17 protein-coding genes and 1 pseudogene are annotated in these 20,324 nt (G+C 72.8%); 4 read left to right on the forward strand and 14 right to left on the reverse strand.

Going from position 1 to position 20,324, the window contains the following annotated elements; genetic code table 11:
• Nucleotides 1-1,208: pseudogene (locus tag C1I99_RS15545) on the forward strand (transposase); the annotation flags it as partial.
• Between the two features lie 279 nt (nucleotides 1,209-1,487).
• On the opposite strand, the gene C1I99_RS15550 reads toward C1I99_RS15545, so the two are convergent.
• The 4 genes from C1I99_RS15550 to C1I99_RS15565 form a co-directional block, all read right to left on the reverse strand.
• The gene (locus tag C1I99_RS15550; RefSeq protein ID WP_111134939.1) at nucleotides 1,488-2,081 is read right to left on the reverse strand and encodes a GTP-binding protein; all 594 of its coding nucleotides are present in this window, start codon (nucleotides 2,079-2,081) and stop codon (nucleotides 1,488-1,490) included.
• A gap of 1 nt (nucleotide 2,082) precedes the next feature.
• Nucleotides 2,083-2,460: a DUF742 domain-containing protein gene (locus C1I99_RS15555; protein WP_111134954.1), complete on the reverse strand. Its 378-nt coding sequence runs from the start codon at nucleotides 2,458-2,460 to the stop codon at nucleotides 2,083-2,085.
• 96 nt (nucleotides 2,461-2,556) lie between these two features.
• Nucleotides 2,557-2,961, reverse strand: a complete 405-nt coding sequence (locus C1I99_RS15560; RefSeq protein ID WP_111134940.1) for a roadblock/LC7 domain-containing protein — start codon at nucleotides 2,959-2,961, stop codon at nucleotides 2,557-2,559.
• The gene (locus C1I99_RS15565; protein ID WP_111134941.1) at nucleotides 2,958-6,512 is read right to left on the reverse strand and encodes a nitrate- and nitrite sensing domain-containing protein; all 3,555 of its coding nucleotides are present in this window, start codon (nucleotides 6,510-6,512) and stop codon (nucleotides 2,958-2,960) included. The genes C1I99_RS15560 and C1I99_RS15565 overlap by 4 nt, the downstream gene beginning before the upstream one ends.
• Before the next feature lie 322 nt (nucleotides 6,513-6,834).
• Here C1I99_RS15565 and C1I99_RS15570 point away from each other — a divergent pair, with 322 nt between their 5' ends.
• Entirely contained in the window at nucleotides 6,835-7,311 is a 477-nt protein-coding gene (locus C1I99_RS15570; RefSeq protein WP_233512522.1) for an ATP-binding protein, read from the forward strand.
• Between the two features lie 33 nt (nucleotides 7,312-7,344).
• Here the strand turns inward: C1I99_RS15570 and C1I99_RS15575 are convergent, their stop codons facing one another.
• On the reverse strand, nucleotides 7,345-8,424 hold the full coding sequence (locus tag C1I99_RS15575; RefSeq protein ID WP_111134943.1) for an adenosine deaminase: 1,080 nt from the start codon (nucleotides 8,422-8,424) through the stop codon (nucleotides 7,345-7,347).
• Between the two features lie 237 nt (nucleotides 8,425-8,661).
• Here C1I99_RS15575 and C1I99_RS15580 point away from each other — a divergent pair, with 237 nt between their 5' ends.
• Entirely contained in the window at nucleotides 8,662-9,525 is an 864-nt protein-coding gene (locus C1I99_RS15580; RefSeq protein ID WP_111134944.1) for a putative RNA methyltransferase, read from the forward strand.
• 3 nt (nucleotides 9,526-9,528) lie between these two features.
• Here the strand turns inward: C1I99_RS15580 and C1I99_RS15585 are convergent, their stop codons facing one another.
• From C1I99_RS15585 to C1I99_RS15625, 9 genes are all read right to left on the reverse strand, one after another.
• Complete coding sequence (locus C1I99_RS15585) at nucleotides 9,529-10,209, reverse strand: DUF4272 domain-containing protein (RefSeq protein WP_111134945.1); 681 nt, start codon at nucleotides 10,207-10,209, stop codon at nucleotides 9,529-9,531.
• Nucleotides 10,210-10,315: 106 nt separating this feature from the next.
• Nucleotides 10,316-11,596 carry a thymidine phosphorylase gene (locus C1I99_RS15590; protein ID WP_111134946.1) on the reverse strand — a complete coding sequence of 427 codons (1,281 nt, stop codon included), beginning with the start codon at nucleotides 11,594-11,596 and terminating at the stop codon, nucleotides 10,316-10,318.
• A 166-nt stretch (nucleotides 11,597-11,762) separates the two neighbouring features.
• Nucleotides 11,763-12,467 (reverse strand): cytidine deaminase, encoded by a 705-nt coding sequence (locus C1I99_RS15595; protein WP_111134947.1) that lies wholly within the window; start codon nucleotides 12,465-12,467, stop codon nucleotides 11,763-11,765.
• A 13-nt stretch (nucleotides 12,468-12,480) separates the two neighbouring features.
• Entirely contained in the window at nucleotides 12,481-13,761 is a 1,281-nt protein-coding gene (locus tag C1I99_RS15600; RefSeq protein WP_111134948.1) for an ABC transporter permease, read from the reverse strand.
• Between the two features lie 3 nt (nucleotides 13,762-13,764).
• The gene (locus C1I99_RS15605; RefSeq protein WP_111134949.1) at nucleotides 13,765-15,096 is read right to left on the reverse strand and encodes an ABC transporter permease; all 1,332 of its coding nucleotides are present in this window, start codon (nucleotides 15,094-15,096) and stop codon (nucleotides 13,765-13,767) included.
• On the reverse strand, nucleotides 15,093-16,733 hold the full coding sequence (locus C1I99_RS15610) for an ABC transporter ATP-binding protein (RefSeq protein WP_111134950.1): 1,641 nt from the start codon (nucleotides 16,731-16,733) through the stop codon (nucleotides 15,093-15,095). Before C1I99_RS15610 ends, C1I99_RS15605 begins: the two co-directional genes overlap by 4 nt.
• Nucleotides 16,734-16,897: 164 nt before the next feature.
• A complete protein-coding gene (locus C1I99_RS15615) occupies nucleotides 16,898-17,959 on the reverse strand; it encodes a BMP family lipoprotein (RefSeq protein ID WP_199562148.1) in 1,062 nt (353 codons plus the stop codon).
• A gap of 274 nt (nucleotides 17,960-18,233) precedes the next feature.
• Nucleotides 18,234-18,575 carry a hypothetical protein gene (locus C1I99_RS15620; RefSeq protein ID WP_111134952.1) on the reverse strand — a complete coding sequence of 114 codons (342 nt, stop codon included), beginning with the start codon at nucleotides 18,573-18,575 and terminating at the stop codon, nucleotides 18,234-18,236.
• 46 nt (nucleotides 18,576-18,621) lie between these two features.
• Nucleotides 18,622-19,632: a hypothetical protein gene (locus C1I99_RS15625; RefSeq protein ID WP_199562144.1), complete on the reverse strand. Its 1,011-nt coding sequence runs from the start codon at nucleotides 19,630-19,632 to the stop codon at nucleotides 18,622-18,624.
• A 98-nt stretch (nucleotides 19,633-19,730) separates the two neighbouring features.
• On the opposite strand from C1I99_RS15625, the gene C1I99_RS15630 reads away from it, so the two are divergent.
• On the forward strand, nucleotides 19,731-20,321 hold the full coding sequence (locus C1I99_RS15630; RefSeq protein WP_199562146.1) for a TetR/AcrR family transcriptional regulator: 591 nt from the start codon (nucleotides 19,731-19,733) through the stop codon (nucleotides 20,319-20,321).
• Nucleotides 20,322-20,324 lie beyond the last annotated feature (3 nt).

Below are 20,324 nucleotides of genomic sequence, written 5' to 3' on the forward strand. Positions count from 1 at the left end.
CCCCGCCCCCGGTCGCACCAGCGCCGGTCACCCCGGCCGCCGTGGCCGGTCCTCCGGTCTCCGCGCCGCCGTCACGCCCGGAGCCGGCACCCAGCAACCGGCCGGTGTCCGCACCGCCGCCTCCGCCGCCCGGCATCACCCCGATCGCGCCGGCTCAACGGGGCAGCGTGCCCCCGGCCGAGGCGGGCGAGCCGTTCCGGCCCACCCTGACCACTGCGGCGATCAACAGCGCCCGCGCTGAGCGGCAGCGCACGGTCATCCCGCCCCGGCCGAAGACCAGCGGCGAGTCGCCGACGCCCACCGGGGGGTTCAGCGCCACCGACCTCAGCGTGCCGGTGCCGGTCCCGCGGCCGGGCCAGGAGTCCGCTCCCCCCGGTTCCCGGGCCAACTGGCCGCTGGTCAACAACCCGGAGGACCCGTCCGACGGCTCCGCGGACAATCCGGTGGTCGGCTCGTACGGCGAGCGGGACGGGCGTGGGGTGGATGCGCCCACCGACCCCGGCACCGAGCGCCGGGTCACCCCGCCGTGGCTCGCCGACGACCTGCCCCAGGAGCCGCCGATGCTGCGCCTGGTCGAGCCGCCGCCGCTGGCCGACCGCGCGCTGCGCGACGGCATGAACCCGCCGACCGACCCGCACCTGGAGACGCCCCCGCTGCGGCTGGTGGACCGGGAGGAGACCGCCCGCAACAGCCGACCGACCGCCCGCGCCGACCGCCCAGCCGCCGACCAGCGGCCCTCGCCGCCGGTGGAGCACCGGCCCCCGCCCGTCTCCGACGAGGGTGACGGCGACCTGCTGATCTTCGCCCAGGCGAAGTCCGCCTGGTTCGTCGGGCACAGCGAGGAGGAAGACCGGGACTGGTCGACCACGGCCGACACCGGCTGGCAGGCGGCCGAACAGGCCGCCCGGCCGGCGGTGGGTGCCGAGACGACGGCCGGGCTGCCCAAGCGGGTTCCGCAGGCCAACCTCGTGCCCGGCTCCCCGCTGCGCGAAGAGCGTCCACTGCGGATCGTGCGCGACGCGGCCAGCCTCGCCGAGAACACCACCGGCTACTTCCGCGGCTGGCGCCGTGGCCAGGAGATCGGCGGGTTCGCCGTGGGCGGGCGGCCGGGCCGCGAGTCCGCCGGCGGCTGGGACTTCAGCCGCGACACCGGCGACCGGGACGACGACCGCGAGTACGAGTACCGCTCCGCCGGCTACCGCTCGTGACAGCCGTCGGTCCGTCCACCTGGGCCGGCCGGCGAGGACCACGCCGCCCGGCCCGCTGAGCGGCCGCCACGGCCTGTCCGACGGCTTGGTGGTGGGGGAAACTACCGCCGGCGCTCCGTCGCCGCCAGGCGGGCGCTGCGGGCCGCCGTCGCGCGCGGCCTGCCGGGCCGAACCAATGGGCCGTGTGCCGTGCCCGGTGCCGCCAGGCGGCATCCTTCAGCGGGCAGCAATGAGCGCCCGGTGGCGGCTAGGCCACCACCGGGCGCGGTCGACGGTCGATCAGGCCGGCGCGACGGCGCGCGACCGGCGCATGGTGAGCACGTACTCGACCAGCGAGATCAGCACGTGCTTCGTCGACTCCCGGTTCCGGGCATCGCAGGCCACCACCGGAATGTCGCTGGAGATCGCGAGCGCGTCCCGGACGTCCTGCGGGTCGTGGTACTGCATCCCGTCGAAGCAGTTGATAGCCACCAGGTACGGCAGCCGTCGGTGCTCGAAGAAGTCAATCGCCGCGAAGCAGTCGGCCAGCCGCCGGGTGTCCACCAGCACGACCGCGCCGATCGCGCCGCGTACCAGCTCGTCCCACATGAACCAGAACCGCGTCTGACCCGGCGTACCGAAAAGGTACAGGATCAGGTCCCGGTCGATCGAGATGCGGCCGAAGTCCATCGCCACCGTGGTGGTCGTCTTCCCCGGCACCTGCCGGTTGTCGTCGACGCCCACGCCGGCTGAGGTCATGATGGCCTCGGTCGTCAGCGGCGTGATCTCCGAGACCGAGCCGACCAGCGTCGTCTTGCCGACGCCGAATCCACCGGCGATAACGATCTTCGCCGACGTCACGCGCCCACTCGGGGTCGGCGGGCGGTGCGACATGTCAGAGCCTGCGAAGTCCACTCAGCACCCTCTCCAGCAGTTCAGTGCCCACCGCGTCGTCCGAGTCGTCCAGGATGGTCGGCTCGTGGACCGCGACCAGGCCGTCCGTCGCCATGTCGGCGATGAGCACCCGGGCCACACCGAGCGGGAGCTGCATCCGCGCCGCGATCTCGGCGAGCGACTGCACGCGTCCGTCACACAGCGCGGCGATGTACTGGTGCTCGCGGCCATGGCCGCCGCTGCCGTTGGCAGTGGCCCGACCGCGCACCGTCGTCTCGACGAGTGCCTCGATGGCGATGTCGAGCCGGGGACGGGTACGACCACGGGTCACGGCGTATGGACGGACCAACGCCCCGGTCGGTTCGTCACGATCAGCCATGTCGCCGCTCACCTCCTTCGTACCCGCCACCGGCGCTCACCCGGCGGAACCCGTCGTTGTTGTTGTCGTCCCGTGCCGACCCGGTGGTCAGCTCGTTCAGCCCATCATCCCGACAGCCGTACGCGGCTGCGGTGTGAGCGCGTCGCCCACCCGGTCGACCAGCAGCGCCATCTCGTAGCCGACCTGCCCGACGTCGCAGCTGCGGGCGGCGAGGACGGCGAACGACGAGCCGTCCGAGATGGACATCAGGAACAGGAAGCCATTGTCCATCTCCACCACCGTCTGCAGCACCGCGCCTCCCTCGAAGCAGCGGGCCGCGCCCTGGGTGAGGCTGACCAGACCGGACGAGATCGCGGCCAGCTGGTCGGCCCGGTCACGCGGGAGATCCCGTGACGCAGCGAGGAGCAGTCCGTCCGCGGAGACGGCGACCGCGTGCGCGACACCGGGCACCCGGTCGGCGAAGTTGGCCAGCAGCCAACCGAGATCCTGCGTAGTTGTCATCCTTCTTGCTCCTTCTGCCCGCTCCCGGCCACCGGGCCTGAGCCAGACTGCGAGGATTGCTGCCCTCCCGGAGTCGCCTCCGGGGTGGTCGGGTTGCTGTCGGAGGGGTGACTACGCCCTCGCTGGACTCCCCGATGGTAGGCGGAGAGCAGACCGCGGACGCCCTCCGGCGTACGCCGCTGCACGGAGGTGCTGGGCTTCTCCACCGCGCCTGGCACGAGCTGCGCCATCGGCGTGCGCTTCGGCAGCCCCGTCGTGGTGGTCGCCGCCACCGGCACCTCGCTCGCCGCCGACGCCGCGCGCCAGCCCTCGTCGGCAGCGGTCTGCCAGCCGTTGGTCTGTTGCGGGGCGCGGCGGTTCGGCAGGCTCTCGGCGAAGGCGGGGTGGGTGCCCCCGTTCGCCCCAGCCCCGTTCTCGCGCGCCGCTCCTCCGGCTGTCAAATTCTCTGCCATCGGTGCGTTACCTGTCGTCCCGGGTGGTGTCTGCTGCACGGCTCGGCCGGTGGCGTCGACCTTCGCGAACTGCTGGGTCGGGGCGGCGGCACCGCTGGTGGCCGCCGACCGCGCGGCGCCCGCCGCCTCCTCCGGGCCCGGTCGACGGGTACGGAACCAGGCCGACTCCAACTCCCGGAAGATCGGCAGCTCCATCGTCTCGTCCGCGTACCGCTGCCGGTTCTGGGCCTGCTGCGGGGTCGTCGGGCGGGCCTGCGGCTGCGCGGCGGCCGGTGTGTGGGTCGGCCGGACCGCAGGCTGCGGGGCCGGAGCGGCCGGGGCCTCGCCGGGGCGCGGCACCCGCGGCAGCTCGGTGGTCATGTCCAGCGCGGCGGCGAGCCGCTCGGGCACCGGCGGCGTCGCCGCCTCGCGGTCCGCACCGGCGACCGGCGGCCAGGCCGGCGGCGCCCCGCTCGCGGGCGGCGTGGCGGACACCGGCCGCTGCGGGAGCGGCCCGGTCGGCGGGGCGGAGACGGGCTGACCCGAGACCGGCGATGCGGAGACCGGGTGGCCGGAGACCGGAGACGCCGACACCGGCGAGGCGGAGAACGGCGAGGCGGAGACCGGCGGCGCGGAGTACGGCACCGGCGGACCGGACACCGGCGGCGCCGAGTACGGCACCGGCGGGCCCGACACCGGCGGGGCGGAGTACGGCCAGGCCTCCGGGCTGCTGGGCAGCTGCCGCGGGATGGCCTGCTGCTGGCCGGTGCCGCCCTGTTCGCCGTCTTCGGCGGCGCGGCGCTGCGGCAGCGGGTTGATGGGCTGGCTGTTGGTGGTGCGCGGGGCGAACGTGTCGCTGCCGTTGACCCCGGTGGCCCCGGTCAGGTCCGACCAGGCCGGCATGGAGCGCATCCCGTCGGCGGAGGCCCGGGTGCCGGCGCCGTTGCGCGTCGCCGGGTCGAACGGCCGACCGCCCAGCGTGACCTGGTTGCCGGAGCCGCCCGGGCGCTGGGCCGGCATCGGCGGGTTGGCCGGGCCGTGGCCGAGCGCCGGCAGCGCACCGAAGGCCGGCGCCGGACCGGACGACTGCGGCCCGGAGGCGGGCAGCTCGGGCGCCTGCTGCACCCGGCCGGAGAGCGCCCGGGGCACCAGCACCGACGTCGGCAGCGTCACGTCCGCCACCATCCCCCGGTCACTGGCCGGCCGCAGCTCGACCTTGACGCCGTGCCGGGACGCCAGCCGGGCGACCACGACCAGACCCATCATCCGGGAGACGGCCACGTCCACCTGCGGCGGCGTGGCGAGCCGCTCGTTGAGCTCGTGCAGCTGCTCGGGGCTGATCCCGATGCCCCGGTCCTCGACGTACAGGGAGGCACGGTCGCCGACCCGGCGGGCCTCCACGAAGACCTGCGAGTCCGGCGGGGAGAAGGCGGTGGCGTTGTCGAACAGCTCGGCGACGAGGTGCACCAGGTCGTTGACCGCGTGCGCGGCGACCTCGATGTCGCGGTCGATCACCCCGAACTCGATCCGGGTGTAGTGCTCGACCTCGGACTGGGCGGCCCGGAGCACGTCGATCAGGGCGGCCGGCTCACGCTGCACGCGGGTGGAGTCGGCGCCGGCGAGCACCAGGAGGTTCTCGTCGTTGCGGCGCATCCGGGTGGCCAGGTGGTCGAGCTGGAACAGCTCGGCCAGCCGGTCCGGGTCCTCCTCGCCGCGCTCCAGCCGATCCAGATGGCCGATCAGGCGGTCGACCAGGATCTGCGAGCGGCGGGCCAGGTTGACGAACATCGTCGCGACGGACGCCCGCAGCGCGGCCTGTTCGGCGGCGGTGCGGACCGCCTCCAGGTGGACGGCGTTGAACGCCTCGGTCACCTGGCCGAACTCGTCCTTGCTGCGCACCGGCAGCGGCTCGGCGATCTGGTTGGCCAGCTGCACCGGGGAGAGCTGACCGGTGACCTGCGGGTCACGCAGCCGGGCCACCGCCTGGGGCAGCCCGTACTGGGCGATGGAGAGCGCGCCCTGCCGCAGGTCGCGCAGCGAGCGGGCCATCGAGCGGGCGACCAGGTAGGCGAAGAGGATCGCCAGCAGCAGCATGCTCAGCAGCAGGCCGGTCTCCAGGAACACCTGGCGCTGCACGTCCCCGCGGATGTCGTCGGCGACCCGGGCCGTGTCGCCGTCGAGCCGGGTCTCCACCGTGCGGATCAGCTTGGCGTTGGCGACCATCGCCGCGTCCCACTGGTCGGGGTCGAACGGGGCGCCGGTCATGCTGTCGGTGGTGTTGATACTGATCAGCCAGCTGTTGTAGGTGCTCGCCTCGCGCAGGTCGGAGCCGGACACCGTCTGGCGGTAGAACTCCTGCTCGGCCTGGTCGGCCACCGCGTTGAAGTTCTGCACCGCCTGGTCGTGGCCGGTGCCGGTGGCGATGTAGTCGTTGCGCAGCGTCGGGGTGAGCTGGTTCTGCATCAGGGCCCGGTGCACCACGTCACGGCGCAGCGAGAGGAACTCCTTGCTGCGGGCGACGGCGGCAGCGGCGCGCATCCGGTCGCTCAGCCCGATGTCGTCGGCGAGCTGGGTGGCCGAGTCGCGGACGTCCAGCAGGTCGCTGATCAGGCCCTCGTACGTCTGCGCGGCCGGGGTGAGGCCGAGCTTGCCGTTGAGCACCTGGCTGCGAATGCCAGGCAAATCGGTCAGGTTCTGGTCGATCCGGTCGAGCAGGGCCTCGAAGTTGGCCGGGAGACCGTCGATCTCGGCGCGCTGCTGGGAGTACGGCGCCTTGGCCCCGTCCACCTTGGCGTTGGCCTCGTTGTAGGTGTCCTTGTAGCGGTCGGCCTGCCCCTTCGGCGCGCCCAGCAGCCGCAGCGCGTTGGTCCGCTCGTCCTGCAGGGTGTTGACCAGCTCACCCGAGTACCCCACCAGGTTGGCCAGGTCGCCGGCCCGGTTGGCATTGTTGAGCGTCTCCAGGTGGCCGACCAGGCCGTTGGTGCCCACGACGACCGTGGCGATGGTCGGCACGATCATGATGAGACCGAGCTTGGACCAGATCGGCATGTCGCGGAGCCGGCTGGCCGGCCGGCTCAGCCGCGACAGGAAGGAGCCCGCCGTCTTTGGCCGTTTGCTCACGTCACCGCCCTCGCGTTTTCAGCGTCCGCGTTGCCCCCGCGCAACGCCCAGCGGCCGACCCGGCGGGTCGGACCATCCGAGATTCCATCACGCCGCTCCTGAAAGAGAAAGCCCAGGCTGACCCTCGCCGGAGGTGTGATGAGATGTTGATGCGATTTGATAGCAATCCGTCTGGCCGGAGTTACTTACCGTAATGGAGCACCCCCACCGCGTCGTCCTGCTCGCCGGCCCATCCGGCTCGGGAAAGTCGTACATTGCGCAGCGAACCGGGCTTCCGGTGCTCTGTCTTGACGACTTTTACAAGGACGGCGATGACCCTACGTTGCCACGACGACACGGCCAGGTGGACTGGGAGTCACCCCGGTCATGGGACGCCGACGCGGCCGTGGAAACCATTGCCCGACTGGCCCGCGAGGGCAAGGCCGATGTGCCGGTTTATGCGATCGGTGAGGACCGCAAGGTGGCTACCCGGTCGTTCGACCTAGCCGGTTCGCCACTTTTCGTGGCCGAAGGGATCTTCGCCGCCGAGATCGTCGAGGCGTGCCGCCGGCCGGGGATGCTCGCCGGGGCGTACGCGCTGCGCCGCCCCCGGGGGGCGACCTTCCTCCGCCGGCTGGCCCGCGACCTCGCCGAGCAGCGCAAGGCGCCGCGGCTGCTGCTCCGGCGCGGGGTGGCGCTGCTGCGGGCGGAACCGGCGGTGCTGCGCCGGCAGACCGGCCTCGGCGCGGAGGCGGCCCGCGCCGGCGAGGTGCTGCGCCGGGTGGCCGGCCTGCTCGCCGGCCACCCGCATCGTCCCTGACGGCGGCCGCCCCGACCGCCGGACCCCCGCCGGTCAGCCCAGCAGCTTCGCGTACGCGGGCTTGATCACCTCGTCGATGATCCGCAGCCGCTCGTCGAACGGGATGAAGGCGCTCTTCATCGCGTTGATGGTGAACCACTGCAGCTCGCGCCAGCCGTAGCCGAACGCGTCGACCAGCAGGGCCATCTCCCGGGACATCGAGGTGCCGCTCATCAGCCGGTTGTCGGTGTTCACCGTCACCCGGAACCGTAGGTCCCGCAGCAGCCCGATCGGGTGGTCGGCGATCGAGGTGGCGGCGCCGGTCTGCACGTTCGACGACGGGCAGAGCTCCAGCGGGATCCGCTTGTCCCGCACGTACGCGGCCAGCCGACCGAGCACCGGCTGTGGGCCGGGGGTGATGTCGTCCACGATCCGCACCCCGTGGCCCAGCCGGTCCGCGCCGCACCACTGGATCGCCTGCCAGATCGAGGGCAGGCCGAACGCTTCCCCGGCGTGGATGGTGAAGTGGAAGTTCTCGCGCTGGAGGTACTCGAAGGCGTCCAGGTGCCGGGTGGGTGGGAAGCCCGCCTCCGCGCCGGCGATGTCGAAGCCGACCACCCCGGCGTCCCGGTGCCGGACGGCGAGTTCGGCGATCTCCTGCGAGCGGGCGGCGTGCCGCATCGCGGTGAGCAGGGTGCCGACCCGGATCGGCGCGCCCGCCTCGGCGGCCAGGGCGCTGCCCTCGACGAACCCGGCCAGCACCGCCTCGACCACCTCGTCCAGGGTCAGGTCCCGCTCCAGGTGCTGCTCCGGGGCGAACCGCACCTCGGCGTAGACCACTCCGTCGGCGGCCAGGTCCAGCGCGCACTCCCGGGCCACCCGGCGCAGGGCCGGTGCCGTCTGCATGACGGCGACGGTGTGCGCGAACGTCTCCAGGTAGCGCTCCAGCGAACCGGAGTTGGCCGCCTCGACGAACCAGCGGCCGAGCGCCTCCGGATCGGTGGTGGGCAGCTCGTGGCCGACCTCGGTGGCCAGCTCGACGACCGTCGCCGGCCGCAGGCCGCCATCGAGGTGGTCGTGCAGCAGTGCCTTCGGGACCTTGACGATGTCCTCGTAGCGGATAGTTGCGACCATGCTCCGACCCTAGTCACCGGCGGGCGCCGGGCCGGCACCACCCGCCCGCCCCGGGCTCCGCGGCGCGGCGGGTGTGTCCGGCACGGCCGCTCCCGCCACCGCGTACGCGCCGCCGTCGACGGTGGTGACGTGGGGGATCTTAGGATGGGCCGGTGGACGAACCGCCCGCCGTCGACGGCGACCAGGGTGTCGCAGACCGCCGGGCCGGCGCGGCCCCGGCCCGCCCGGACGCCTGACGTGGACACGCGCATCCTCGACCGGCTGCGCTGCCCCGTGTGCGGCCAGCCGCTGGCCGAGGTGACCGCCGGCACCGCCCGCGCACTGCGCTGCCCCCGCCGGCACAGCTTCGACGTCGCCCGGCAGGGCTACGTCAACCTGCTCGCCGGCCGCGCCCCGCACGCGGGGGACACCGCCGAGATGGTGGCCGCCCGCGCCGACTTCCTCGCCGCGGGCCACTACGACCTGATCTCCGCCGCCCTCGCCACCGCCGCCGAAGCCGCCACCGTAGCGGTGTCGGGCAGTGGGGCGTACCCCCTGGTGGTGGACGCCGGAGCGGGCACCGGCCGGCACCTCGCGGCGGTGCTGGCGGCGCTGCCCGACGCTGTCGGCCTGGCGCTCGACGTGTCGAAGCCGGCGCTGCGGCGCGCCGCCCGGGCGCACCCGCGGGCGGCCGCGGCGCTGGCCGACACCTGGCGGCGGCTGCCGCTGGCCGACGCCTCGACCGCCGTGCTGCTGAACGTCTTCGCCCCGCGCAACGGCGCGGAGTTCCACCGGATCCTCGACCCGGCCGGGACGCTCCTGGTGGTCACCCCGGCCGAGGACCACCTCGCCGAGCTGGTCGACGCGCTCGGCCTGCTCCGGGTCGACCCGGCCAAGGCGGACCGGGTCGCCGAGAGCCTCGGTGGTCACTTCGCGGCGGAGTCGGCCAGCGAGCGCCGGCGGGAGTTGGCGCTGACCGGTGCGGAGGTCGCGACGCTGGTCGGGATGGGGCCGAGCGCATGGCACACCGACCCGGCGGGGCTCGCCGCCCGGGTGACCGCGCTCCCCGAGCCGGTCCGGGTCACGGTGGCCGTCCGGCTCGGCGTGTACCGGCCACGCTGACGCTCAGGTGGAGAGATCCACCTCTTCCCAGCCCGGCGGCTCGTCGTGGTAGGGCCCGCGCAGGATCACCGCCCACTCCAGCGCCCAGCGGCGCTGCCCGATCGCGTTCGCGTCGACCAGCCCGGGCAGCGACCGGCCGGCCCGCTCCAGCTCCAGATACGCCCAGTCCAGGCAGTAGTGCAGGTCGAGCAGGGCGGCGGCGTCGGCGGGGTGCTGCGGGGCGGCGAGAACCCGCGACCGCCACCGGCGGAGGGTCTCCCCGGCGGCGATGTGCGGCATCCGCTCCACCAGCCGCTCGTCCACCGGCAGCGTCGGGTCGAGCTGCTTGGTCAGGCCGAGCACCCAGGCCAGCGCGAAGAGCGCGTCGTGGTGCAGCACGAACGAGCGGTGGTCGCCCTTGCCGCCGGTCACGAACTGCCACTCCGGCGGGGTGACCGCCTCGACCAGGTGCGAGCTGAGCAGCCAGCTCATCGCCGCCTGGGGCGGCATCCCGAAGCACCGGGCCAGGATCAGGTGCAGCACCGCGATCCGCGCCTCGATCTCCGGCGTGGAGCGCAGCTCGATCTGGTCACCGGGCTCCCAGACCAGCGGGAACTGCGGTGGCGGCAGGGGCAGGCGCAGCCGGGACAGCTCGTCCAGACTCGCATCACGCACCTCACGCGGATCGGGGGCAGGAACGATCACGGCGGAAATCCCTGTCTGCTCGCGACGACTCAGCGCCGGTGGTCCCCCTGGCCTGGGAGAATAGCGCTCCCGAGTGACCAGCACCACGCCGCCCCGGCGGCGCCGCTCAGCCGATCCGCTCGATCACCAGGGGTGTCGTGGCCGGCACGGAGGGTGCGATCCGGACCGCCCGCTCGGCCTCGGCCAGCGCCGCGGGAATCCGGCCGCTGTGTTCCGCGCGCAGCTCGTAGAGCGGCTCACCGGCCCGCACCGGGTCGCCCGGGCGCTTGTGCAGCACCACACCCGCCGGCACGCTGACCGGGTCCTCCTTGCGGGCCCGCCCGGCGCCGAGCCGCCACGCGGCCACCCCCATGGCGTACGCGTCGACCGACTCGACGAAGCCGTCCCCGTCCGCGTGGACCACCTCGACCTCGGGGGCGGTCGGCATCGGCGCGTCCGGGTCGCCGCCCTGCGCCCGGATCATCGACCGCCAGACGTCCATCGCCCGCCCGTCACGCAGCGCGGCCTCCGGGTCGGCGTCCGGCAGACCGGCCGCGTCGAGCATCTCCCGGGCCAGCGCGAGGGTCAGCTCCACCACGTCGGCGGGCCCGCCACCCGCCAGCACCTCGACCGACTCGGTCACCTCGACCGCGTTACCGATCGCCAGGCCGAGCGGGGTGGACATGTCGGTGAGCAGGGCGACCGTGCGCACCCCGTGGGCACCGCCCAGCTCGACCATGGTGCGGGCCAGTTCGCGGGCCTGGTCGGCGGATTTCATGAAAGCACCGGAGCCGACCTTGACGTCGAGTACCAGCGCGCCGGTCCCCTCGGCGATCTTCTTGCTCATGATCGAGCTGGCGATCAGCGGGATGGCCTCGACGGTTCCGGTCACGTCGCGCAGCGCGTACAGCTTGCGGTCGGCCGGGGCGAGCCCGGTGCCGGCGGCACAGATCACCGCGCCGACGTCCCGCAGCTGGGCGATGAACTCCTCGTTGCTCAGCGCCGCCCGCCAGCCCGGGATCGACTCCAGCTTGTCCAGGGTGCCGCCGGTGTGCCCGAGCCCGCGCCCGCTGAGCTGCGGCACCGCCGCGCCACAGGCCGCCACCAGCGGGGTGAGCGGCAGGGTGATCTTGTCGCCGACGCCGCCGGTGGAGTGCTTGTCGACGGTCAGCCGGTCGACCGCGGAGAGGTCCAGCCGCTCACCACTGGCGATCATGGCGGCGGTCCACCGGGCGATCTCCGGGGCGGTCATGCCGCGCAGCAGGATCGCCATGGCCAGCGCCGACATCTGCTCGTCGGCGACCTGTCCCCTGGTGTACGCGTCCACCACCCAGTCGATCTGCCCGTCGGAGAGCACACCCCCGTCCCGCTTGGTCCGGATAACGTCAACCGCGGTAAATGCACTCACCTTTGTGTTCCTATCAGTCGTTGCGGAACCGGTCCGGCGGACCGCGCCACCGAGATCGGGCCGACCGTGACCGGCGCAGGGATCAAGCCGGACCGCGCGGAGCCGGTTGCCCGATCCCAGCCCAGCCACCCCCGAGCCGGTCGCGGTCGGCCCGAACCCCGAGAGCTCAGCCGCCCCAGCGGATCGGTATCTCCATCGGCGGCTCACCCTCACCGGCCCAGTAGATGGTGCCCGACGCGTCCACCACCACCACCCGGGGCGTACGGGCCAGCCCCCAGGTGATCGCGTCGGCCGGGTCGTCCCAACTCGGACCCTCCTCCAGCACGCCGGTCTCGGCGTCGGCGGCGTCCCCGGCGGACCGCTCCCAGTACGCCGTCCAGATCTGCTGGCCGGCGGACATGTCCGGGTGCACGAAGACGGTGCCGCGTCCCCGGAAGGCGGCCAACCGCTCCGGCACCGCCGGCACCGACGTCTCACCGGTCACCGCCTCCAGGTCCGCCACGTCGAAGGCGTGCGGCAGCAGCTCGGCCATCCGCAGCGGGCCGCCCTTCGCCTCGACCAGACACTCCGGGCCGCCCTGCTCCCAGAGCAGCTGCCGGCACCGCCCGCACGGCATCAGCGGCTCACCCGTGGCGTCCACGCAGGAGAGCGCAACCAGCCGGCCACCGCCGGTGGCGTGCAGCGAGGAAACCACCCCGCACTCCGCGCAGAGCACCACGCCGTACGCGGCGTTCTCGACGTTGCAGCCGACCACCACCCGGCCGTCGTCGACCAGGCCGGCCGCGCCGACGGGGAACTTGGAGTACGGCGCGTACGCGTGCCGCATCACATCGGTGGCGGCGGCCCGCAGCCGCTCCCAGTCGATCTCCATGACGAGCCCCCCGTCAGCCCTTGATGTACGGCTTGCCGTCCGCAGCCGGCGCCCGGACCTTGCCGACCAGCCCGGCCACCGCCAGGATCGTCGCCAGGTAGGGCAGCATGGCCAGGAACTGGCTCGGGATCACGCTGTTGATCGCCCCCAAATAGGTGGCGAGCTGGTCGGCGAAGCCGAAGAAGAGCGCGGCCAGCAGCGCCCCGGTCGGGCTCCACCGCCCGAAGATCAGCGCGGCCAGCGCGATGAAGCCCTTGCCGCCGATCATGTTCTTGGTGAACGAGTAGAGCGCCAGCGTGTACGAGGCGCCACCGATGCCGGCGACCAACCCGGCGAGCAGCACATTGCGGTAGCGCACTCCGAGCACCCGCACGCCCAGGGTGTCGGCGGCGGTCGGGTGCTCGCCGACCGAACGCGTCCGCAGCCCCCACCGGGTCCGGAACAGCGCGATGTGGATCACCAGCACCAGCAGCAGGCCCAGGTAGAGGAAGATGTTGCCGCGGAACAGCGCCGGGCCGAGCACCGGGATGTCGCTCAGCAACGGGATCTCCCAGTTGCTGAACCGCGGCGCGCTGTTGTACCGCTGCGCGTCGGTCTGCATCAGCCGCTCGTAGAGGAAGCCGGTGACGCCCACCGCCAGCAGGTTGAGCACGATGCCCATGACCACCTGGTCGACCAGATAGCGGATGGCGAAGACGGCCAGCAGCAGCGAGATGAACGCGCCACCGACCGCCGCGGCGACCAGCCCCACCCAGACGTTGCCGGAGATGCTGCCGAAGAGCGCCCCGCTGAACGCCCCCATCAGCAGCTGCCCCTCGATGGCCACGTTGACTACGCCGGAGCGCTCGCAGAGCACGCCGGCCAGCGCGCCGAAGATCAGCGGCAGGGCCAGGATGAAGGTGCCCCGGATGATGTTGACCAGCGGCATGAAGTTCTGCCCGGCCGGCGCGGCGGAGACCTGCCAGCAGAGGAAGGACAGCACGAACGCGACCAGGCCGACCCCGAGCACCAGGGTGAACCAGCGCTTCGGCAGCCCAGCCAGGACGCCGGCGCCGGCGGCGATCGTGACGACCCCGAAGAGGATCGCGCCGAGGGTGCCGTTGACCTCCAGCGCGGCGCCGGCGGCGTCCTCGCTGAGGGTGAACCGGGCCTGCTGGTCGGTGGCGAGCGTTCCGAAGAGCACCGCCCCCAGCAGGCCGAGCGCGAGCAGCACGGCGCCGGCCTTGCGGGTACGGGTCCAGAACCCCTCGTCAACCGGGGCGACCGCGACCTCGGGGACAGCCATGGTGGACATGAGTTACCAGCCCTTCGCCAGGCTCGTCTGCAACCGGGCGGCACGCGCGGCCCGGAGCTGGAAGATCGCCTTCACCAGGGCCGGCGCGGCGATGAAGATGACGATCAGCGCCTGGAGCACGGTGACCAGCTCCAGCGAGATCCCGGAGTACGACTGCATCCGGTTGCCGCCGGCCTGGAGCGCGCCGAAGAGCAGCGCGGCCAGCGCCACGCCCCACGGCTTCACCCGGCCGAGCAGCGCCACCAGGATGCCGTCGAAGCCGATCTGCGCGACCACCAGCGGGGTGAGCGCGCTGGCGGTGGTGCCGAGGACCATGTTCGAGCCACCGAGCCCGGCCAGGACGCCGGCGAAGACCATGATCAGCACGTAGGTGCGGGTGACGCTGATGCCGGCGGTGCGCGCGGCGTCCGGGTTGGCGCCCACCGCGCGCAACTCGAAGCCGAGCGTGGAGCGGTTGAGCAGCCAGGCCACCGCCCAGGTGGCCAGGATGGCCAGCAGGATGCCGGCGTGTGCCCGCAGGTTGTCGCCGAACAGCCGGGGTAGTTGGGCCGAGGCGTCCACCGGCCGGCTGATCGCGTCGGTCCGGTTCGGGTCCTGCACGCCCCGCTGCAGGATGAGCCAGGTCAGGAAGTACACGGCGATGTAGTTGAGCATGATCGTGTTGATCACCTCGTGCGCGCCGGTGCGCGCCTTGAGGATGCCCGGGATGAAGCCCCAGATCGCCCCGCCGAGCGCGCCGGCGAGCACCGCGACCAGCAGGTGCAGCCCCGGCGGCAGCGGCAGCAGGAAGCCGGCCAGCGCGGCCAGGATCACGCCCATGGTGGCCTGGCCCTGGGCGCCAATGTTGAACAGGCCGCCGCGGAAGGCCAGCGCGACCGACAGGCCGGTGAACACCAGCGGCGCGGTGTACGTCAGCGTCTCGGAGATCGGGCTCATGGCGGCCTGGAAGCCCACCGCGTCCGGGTCGAAGACGGAGCCCTTGAACAGGTTCCCGTACGCCTCGCTGACCAGCGTCCAGCTGGAGTTGATCGCGTCGGACGGCCGGGCGGTGATGTAGCTGTAGGTGGCCAGCACGTCCGGGTCGGAGATGATCATCAGTACCGCACCGACGATCGCCGCCAGCACCAGCGAGAGCAGGGTCACCGTGAAGGTGTTGGCGGCCCAGAGATTGTCCAGGAAGAGCTGCCCCAGGGAGGGCTTGCGGTCCGGGGCCGGCTGCGTCGGCGTGGTGGCCGACTCGGCCCGCTCGGTGTTGCCGAGCGTGTTCTGGGCGGCCTGCGCCTCGGTCGCCGGCTCCTTGTCCGGGGAGCCCGACGGGGGATTCGGGTTGGTCATGCCTCGTCCTCGCTGCCAGTGCCCTCGGCGGCCGGGGTCGCCGGGCCGTCGGTCACGGCTCCCGGCGTGCTGGCGGTCGCGCCACCGCCGGCGACCGCGTCGGGGGTGATGCCGGCCATCAGCAGGCCGATCTCCTCGCGCGGGGTGTCCGGCCCGACGACGCCGATGATCCGGCCCCGGTACATCACGGCGATCCGGTCGGCCAGCCCGATCACCTCGTCGAGCTCGCTGGAGACCAGCAGGACGGCGGTGCCGTGGTCCCGCTCCCGGATGACCTGGCTGTGGATGAACTCGATCGAGCCGACGTCGACGCCGCGGGTCGGCTGGGCGGCGATGAGGAGCTTCAGCGGCCGGGACAGTTCCCGGGCGACGATCACCTTCTGCTGGTTGCCGCCGGAGAGGGTGCCGACCGGCGCCCCGGCCGACGAGGTGCGGACGTCGAACTGCTCGATCCGCTCCTGGGCCGACTTCGCGATCGCGTCCGGCTTCAGCGCGAGCCCGGTGCCGAACGGGGGCCGGTCGTAGATGTCCAGCACCAGGTTCTCGGCGACGCTGAACTCCTTGACCAGGCCGTCGACGCTGCGGTCCTCGGGCACGTAGCCGACGCCCGCGCGGAGCACCTTCTTGGTCGACCAGCCCTTCACCGGCTGGCCGTCGAGGGTGACCGAGCCGGCGAGCACCGGGCGCAGGCCCATGATCGCCTCGATCAGCTCGGTCTGCCCGTTGCCCTGCACGCCCGCGACGCCCAGCACCTCGCCCGCGTGCACGGTCAGGTCGACCCCGTCGACCGCGCGGACCTGCCGGTCGTCGTCGACGACCAGACCGGTGACCTCCAGGATCGGCTTGCCCGGGGTGGCGGGCGACTTGTCCACGGTGAGCCGGACGCTGCGGCCGACCATCAGCGCGGCCAGCTCGTCCCGGCTCGCGTCCGGCGAGGCGGTGCCGACGGTCTTGCCGCGCCGGATCACGGTGATCCGGTCGGCGATGGCCTTGACCTCGCCGAGCTTGTGGGTGATGAAGACGATGGACTTGCCGGCGGCCTTGAGCGACCGCATCACGGCGAGCAGTTCCTCGGTCTCCTGGGGGGTGAGCACCGCGGTGGGTTCGTCGAGGATCAGCAGGTCGACGTCGCGGGTGAGCGCCTTGACGATCTCCACCCGCTGCTGGACGCCGACCGGCAGGTCCTCGATCACCGCGTCCGGGTCGACCCGGAGGTTGTACCGCTCGGAGACCTCGGCGACCCCGCGCCGGGCCCGCCGCCGGTCCAGGAAGCCGGCGATGCCGCCGCGGACCTGCTCGGCGCCGAGCATGATGTTCTCGGTGACGGTGAAGACCGGAACCAGCATGAAGTGCTGGTGCACCATGCCGATCCCGGCGGCGATCGCATCCGACGGGCCCTTCAGCTTCAGCGGCCTCCCGTCGACCAGGATCTCGCCCTCGTCGGGCTGGTAGAGCCCGTAGAGCACGTTCATCAGGGTCGACTTGCCCGCACCGTTCTCGCCGAGCAGGGCGTGGATCTCTCCAGGCTCCACCGTCAGGTCGATGTGGTCGTTGGCGACCAGGTCACCGAACCGCTTGGTGATGCCGCGCAGTTCGAGTCTCAGCGCAACCTCCTGGGGTGCGAAGCGATGGTGCAGCGTAGCGGCCGGGGCCCGGTCGCGGTGCGGGACCCACCGGGTGGAGCGGATCGGCCGCCCCGGCGCCGCGGTGGTGTTCCCCGCGGCGCCAGGGCGGCCGGATCGTCGTACACGTGCCGCCCGGCCGCCCCGGTGATCGTCTCACCGGCGGTGGCCGGGATCGGTCACTTCGGCTGGGCGGCCGAGGTGACCCTGATGGTGCCGGCGGCGATGTCCGCCTTCAGCTTGTCGACCTCGGCCTTGAGGTCGGCCGGGACCTTGTTCTCGAACTCGTGGTACGGGGCGAGCGAGACACCGTTGTTGGCCAGGGTGCCCAGGTAGCCCGGGTTCGGCTCGAGCTGCTCGCCGTTGGCGGCCTTGATCACGGCCTCCTTGACGGCGTCCGGGATGTTCTTCACCACGGTGGTGATGATCACCGGGCAGTTCGGGGTGCTCACGCAGCCGTCGACGTCCACCCAGATGGTGTTGTACTTGCCGCCCGAGGCCTGGGCGGCACTGGTGGTCCCCAGGCCCGCGCCGCCGGCGACCGGCATGATGATGTCGGCGCCCTGGGCGACCAGCGCGTCGCTGACCTTCTTGCCCTCGTCCTGCTTGACGAAGTCGTTGGTGAACGAGCCGTTCTGGGTGGCCTTGTCCCAGCCGAGGACCTGGACGTTCTTGCCCTTGGCCTGGTTGTAGTGGGCCACGCCGTCGGCGTAGCCGTCCATGAAGATGGTCACCGGCGGGATCTTCATGCCGCCGTAGGTGCCGACCTTGCCGGTCTTGGACAGGCCGGCGGCCAGGTAGCCGGCGAGGAAGGCGGCCTGGGCGGTGTCGAACTGCATCGGGTAGACGTTCTTCACACCCGGATCCGCGTCGACGATCCCGAACTGCTGGGTCGGGTTCGCCTCGGCGATCTTCTTGGTCGCGTCCGCCATCAGGCCGCCGACGGCCAGGATGAAGTCGCAGTCCTGGTTGACGTACTGCGTCAGGTTCGGCTCGTAGTCGGCCTCGGCCTTCGACGCGACGTACTTGATGTCGATCTTGCCGTTCTCGGCCTTGGCGGCCTGCAGGCCGTTCCAGGCGGAGGTGTTGAACGACTTGTCGTCGATGCCGCCGACATCGGTCACCATGCAGGCGCTGTACTTCTCGCCCCCGCCGGCGTTGTTGTCATCCTCCGGGGCCTCACCACACGCGGCGGCGCTCAGCACGAGCCCACCCACCGCGAGCACCGAGGCGATCCGCATCCCACGCACCGAGCGCAAGACGTCTCCTTCCATCGCGCACCGCGTCCTGCGGTGGCAGCCCTTGAACCGGCCTGCGCTGTTGCCGCCGGCGTCCCACGTTACGGACGGGAGCGTACGCCCGCGCCCACCCACCGGCCGACAATCGTGCACGACTGTTGAGTGCCTGTTACCCCTACGTAACCCTTGGGTGGGCCAGATCACTCTGGGTGCTGGTAGGCGAGCGCCGGGGCGTCGCGTCCGTCCCTTTCCGGGGCCGGTCCCCTATCCGGGGACGTTACCGCCAGAAGACCGCCACCGCCGCGTTGACCAGGGTCAGCCCGACGATTGCGAGGAAGTGGCCGCGGTTGACCACGTCCCGCTTCCGGGAAAAGAAGACCATGACAAAGATGAGCAGCGCGAGCACCAGCTTGGTAACAAGCTTCGCCGGCGCGGGCTCGTCGCCGTCGCGCAGCGGCGCGGCGAGGCCGATGCCGGTCAGCAGACCGATCACCGAGCCCCACAGCATGGCCGCGTTGATCCGCGGCCGCCCTCCGGCGTACTGGGCGACGGCACCGCCGAGCAGCAACGCGAAGCCGATCAGATGGACGTAGAGGAGTACCAGTCTCAGAGCTTCCACGGGCACATCCTCCCCCACCAACGACGGTTTGTAGTAGAGGGTCGGGTCACGCCACGCCGACGCCGGCCCGATCCGGTTCGGCGGGGTCGGCGGCGCCTCGGCCGGCGGAACCGGCGACGGCGGACCGGGCGACCAGCACCAACACCAGCCCGACCAGCGCGTACCCGGCCAGTACCGCGAGCGGACGGCCGGCTGCGGCGCCGTCGAAGAAGGCCACCGAGCGGAGCAGGGTGCCCCCGGCGCCGACCGGCAGCCACTGGCCCAGCGCACCCCACGGCTGCGGCAGCAGCTCGGGCGCGGCGCTCACCGCCGAGAGCGGGTTGCCGACCAGGAAGACCAGCAGCGCGCCCAGGCCGATGCCGGCGCGGCCGAGCAGCGCGCCGAGCCCGGTCACGGTGGCCGCGGCGGCCAGCGCGAACAGGCCGATTGCCGCCGCCTCGCCGAGCCAGCCGCCGTCGATCACGCCGAGCCAGCCGTGCAGGACCACCACTCCGACCAGCCCGGCGAGGACGCCGTAGGCCGCCAGCCCGGCCAGCCGCGCGGCCCGGCCGGCGACCAGCAGGGTGAGCAGGGCGCCGGCGAGCATGCTGGCCATCGCGAACGGCAGGAAGCCGGCGGCGAACCCGGCGCCCCGGGGATCGTCCGGGTCGGCGGGTACCACCTCGACGACGGTCACCGCCCGGCCGGCGGAGAGCTGGGCGGCGGCCTCGGTGAGCAGCGCGCTCACCGCCGGGCTGGCCGCCGGGGCCGTGTGCAGGGCGACGCCCTCGGAGCCGGCGACGAAGGCCGCGTACACCTCCCGGTCGCGCAGCGCCCGGTCGGCGGCCGCGGCGTCGGGGAGGGTGGTGACCGCGAAGGCACCGGGCCGGGCGGCGGTGAGCCGGCCGGCCAGTTCGTCCGCGGCGGGCGCGGGGCCCGCGACGGCGACCGGCAGGTCGCGCGGCGCGAGGTTGGCCGCCGGGGCCGCGAAGAGCGGTACGAGTAACGCCTGGACGACCACCGCCACGGCGGCGATCAGCACCGCCATGAGCAGGGGTGGACGGGTACGGGTCGGCATGGCCACTCCTAAAACGAATGCTCGTTCTCTTATTTGCCCAGGGTCCTCCCCGGCTCGGAGCGCTGTCAAGAGCGAACGTTCGCTTTACGATGTATCCCGTGCCACGTGTCTCGGCGGAACACCTCGCCGCCCGCCGCCGCCAGATCGTCGAGGCGGCCCGCCGGTGCTTCCTGCGCGAGGGCTTCCACCGCACCACGATGCAGGACGTGATCGCCGAGGCGGGCCTCTCGGTCGGCGCGGTCTACCGCTACTTCCCGAGCAAGGCCGACCTGATCAACGCGATCGCCGAGGAGGCCGTCGGCGGCGCCGAGGAGGTGCTCGCCGGGATCGCCCGGCAGGAGCCGCCGGTGCCGCTGATCGAGGCGCTGGGACGGGTCCTCGCGTACGTGGAGACGCAGGCCGGCGACGAGGGGGTGCTGCGGATCGCGATCCAGGTCTGGGGCGAGGCGCAACGGGACCCCGCCCTGGCCACGTTCGTCGCCGGCAAGTACGCCGGCTTCCGCCACCACTTCGAGGTGCTGGTCCGCCGCGCCCAGCGTGGCGGCGAGATCCCCGCCGACGCCGACGCCGAGGCGGTCGCCGCCGCCCTCTTCGCGTTGGTCCCCGGCTGGTTCCTCCAGCTCATCCTGACCGGCGCCCCCGACCGCGACACGTACCTCGCCGGCGTCCGCGCCCTGCTCGGCCGCTGACCC

The sequence above is a fragment of the Micromonospora deserti genome (assembly GCF_003236335.1).
Lineage (GTDB): Bacteria > Actinomycetota > Actinomycetes > Mycobacteriales > Micromonosporaceae > Micromonospora > Micromonospora deserti.

Bases quoted from the DNA above. Each gene is read 5' to 3' on its own strand.
- C1I99_RS15560 (WP_111134940.1), bottom strand. From the start codon at position 2,961: ATGACAACTACGCAGGATCTCGGTTGGCTGCTGGCCAACTTCGCCGAC.
- C1I99_RS15625 (WP_199562144.1), bottom strand. From the start codon at position 19,632: ATGCCGACCCGTACCCGTCCACCCCTGCTCATGGCGGTGCTGATCGCC.
- C1I99_RS15550 (WP_111134939.1), bottom strand. From the start codon at position 2,081: ATGTCGCACCGCCCGCCGACCCCGAGTGGGCGCGTGACGTCGGCGAAG.
- C1I99_RS15595 (WP_111134947.1), bottom strand. From the start codon at position 12,467: ATGGAGATCGACTGGGAGCGGCTGCGGGCCGCCGCCACCGATGTGATG.
- C1I99_RS15615 (WP_199562148.1), bottom strand. From the start codon at position 17,959: ATGCGGATCGCCTCGGTGCTCGCGGTGGGTGGGCTCGTGCTGAGCGCC.
- C1I99_RS15575 (WP_111134943.1), bottom strand. From the start codon at position 8,424: ATGGTCGCAACTATCCGCTACGAGGACATCGTCAAGGTCCCGAAGGCA.
- C1I99_RS15555 (WP_111134954.1), bottom strand. From the start codon at position 2,460: ATGGCTGATCGTGACGAACCGACCGGGGCGTTGGTCCGTCCATACGCC.
- C1I99_RS15600 (WP_111134948.1), bottom strand. From the start codon at position 13,761: ATGTCCACCATGGCTGTCCCCGAGGTCGCGGTCGCCCCGGTTGACGAG.
- C1I99_RS15605 (WP_111134949.1), bottom strand. From the start codon at position 15,096: ATGACCAACCCGAATCCCCCGTCGGGCTCCCCGGACAAGGAGCCGGCG.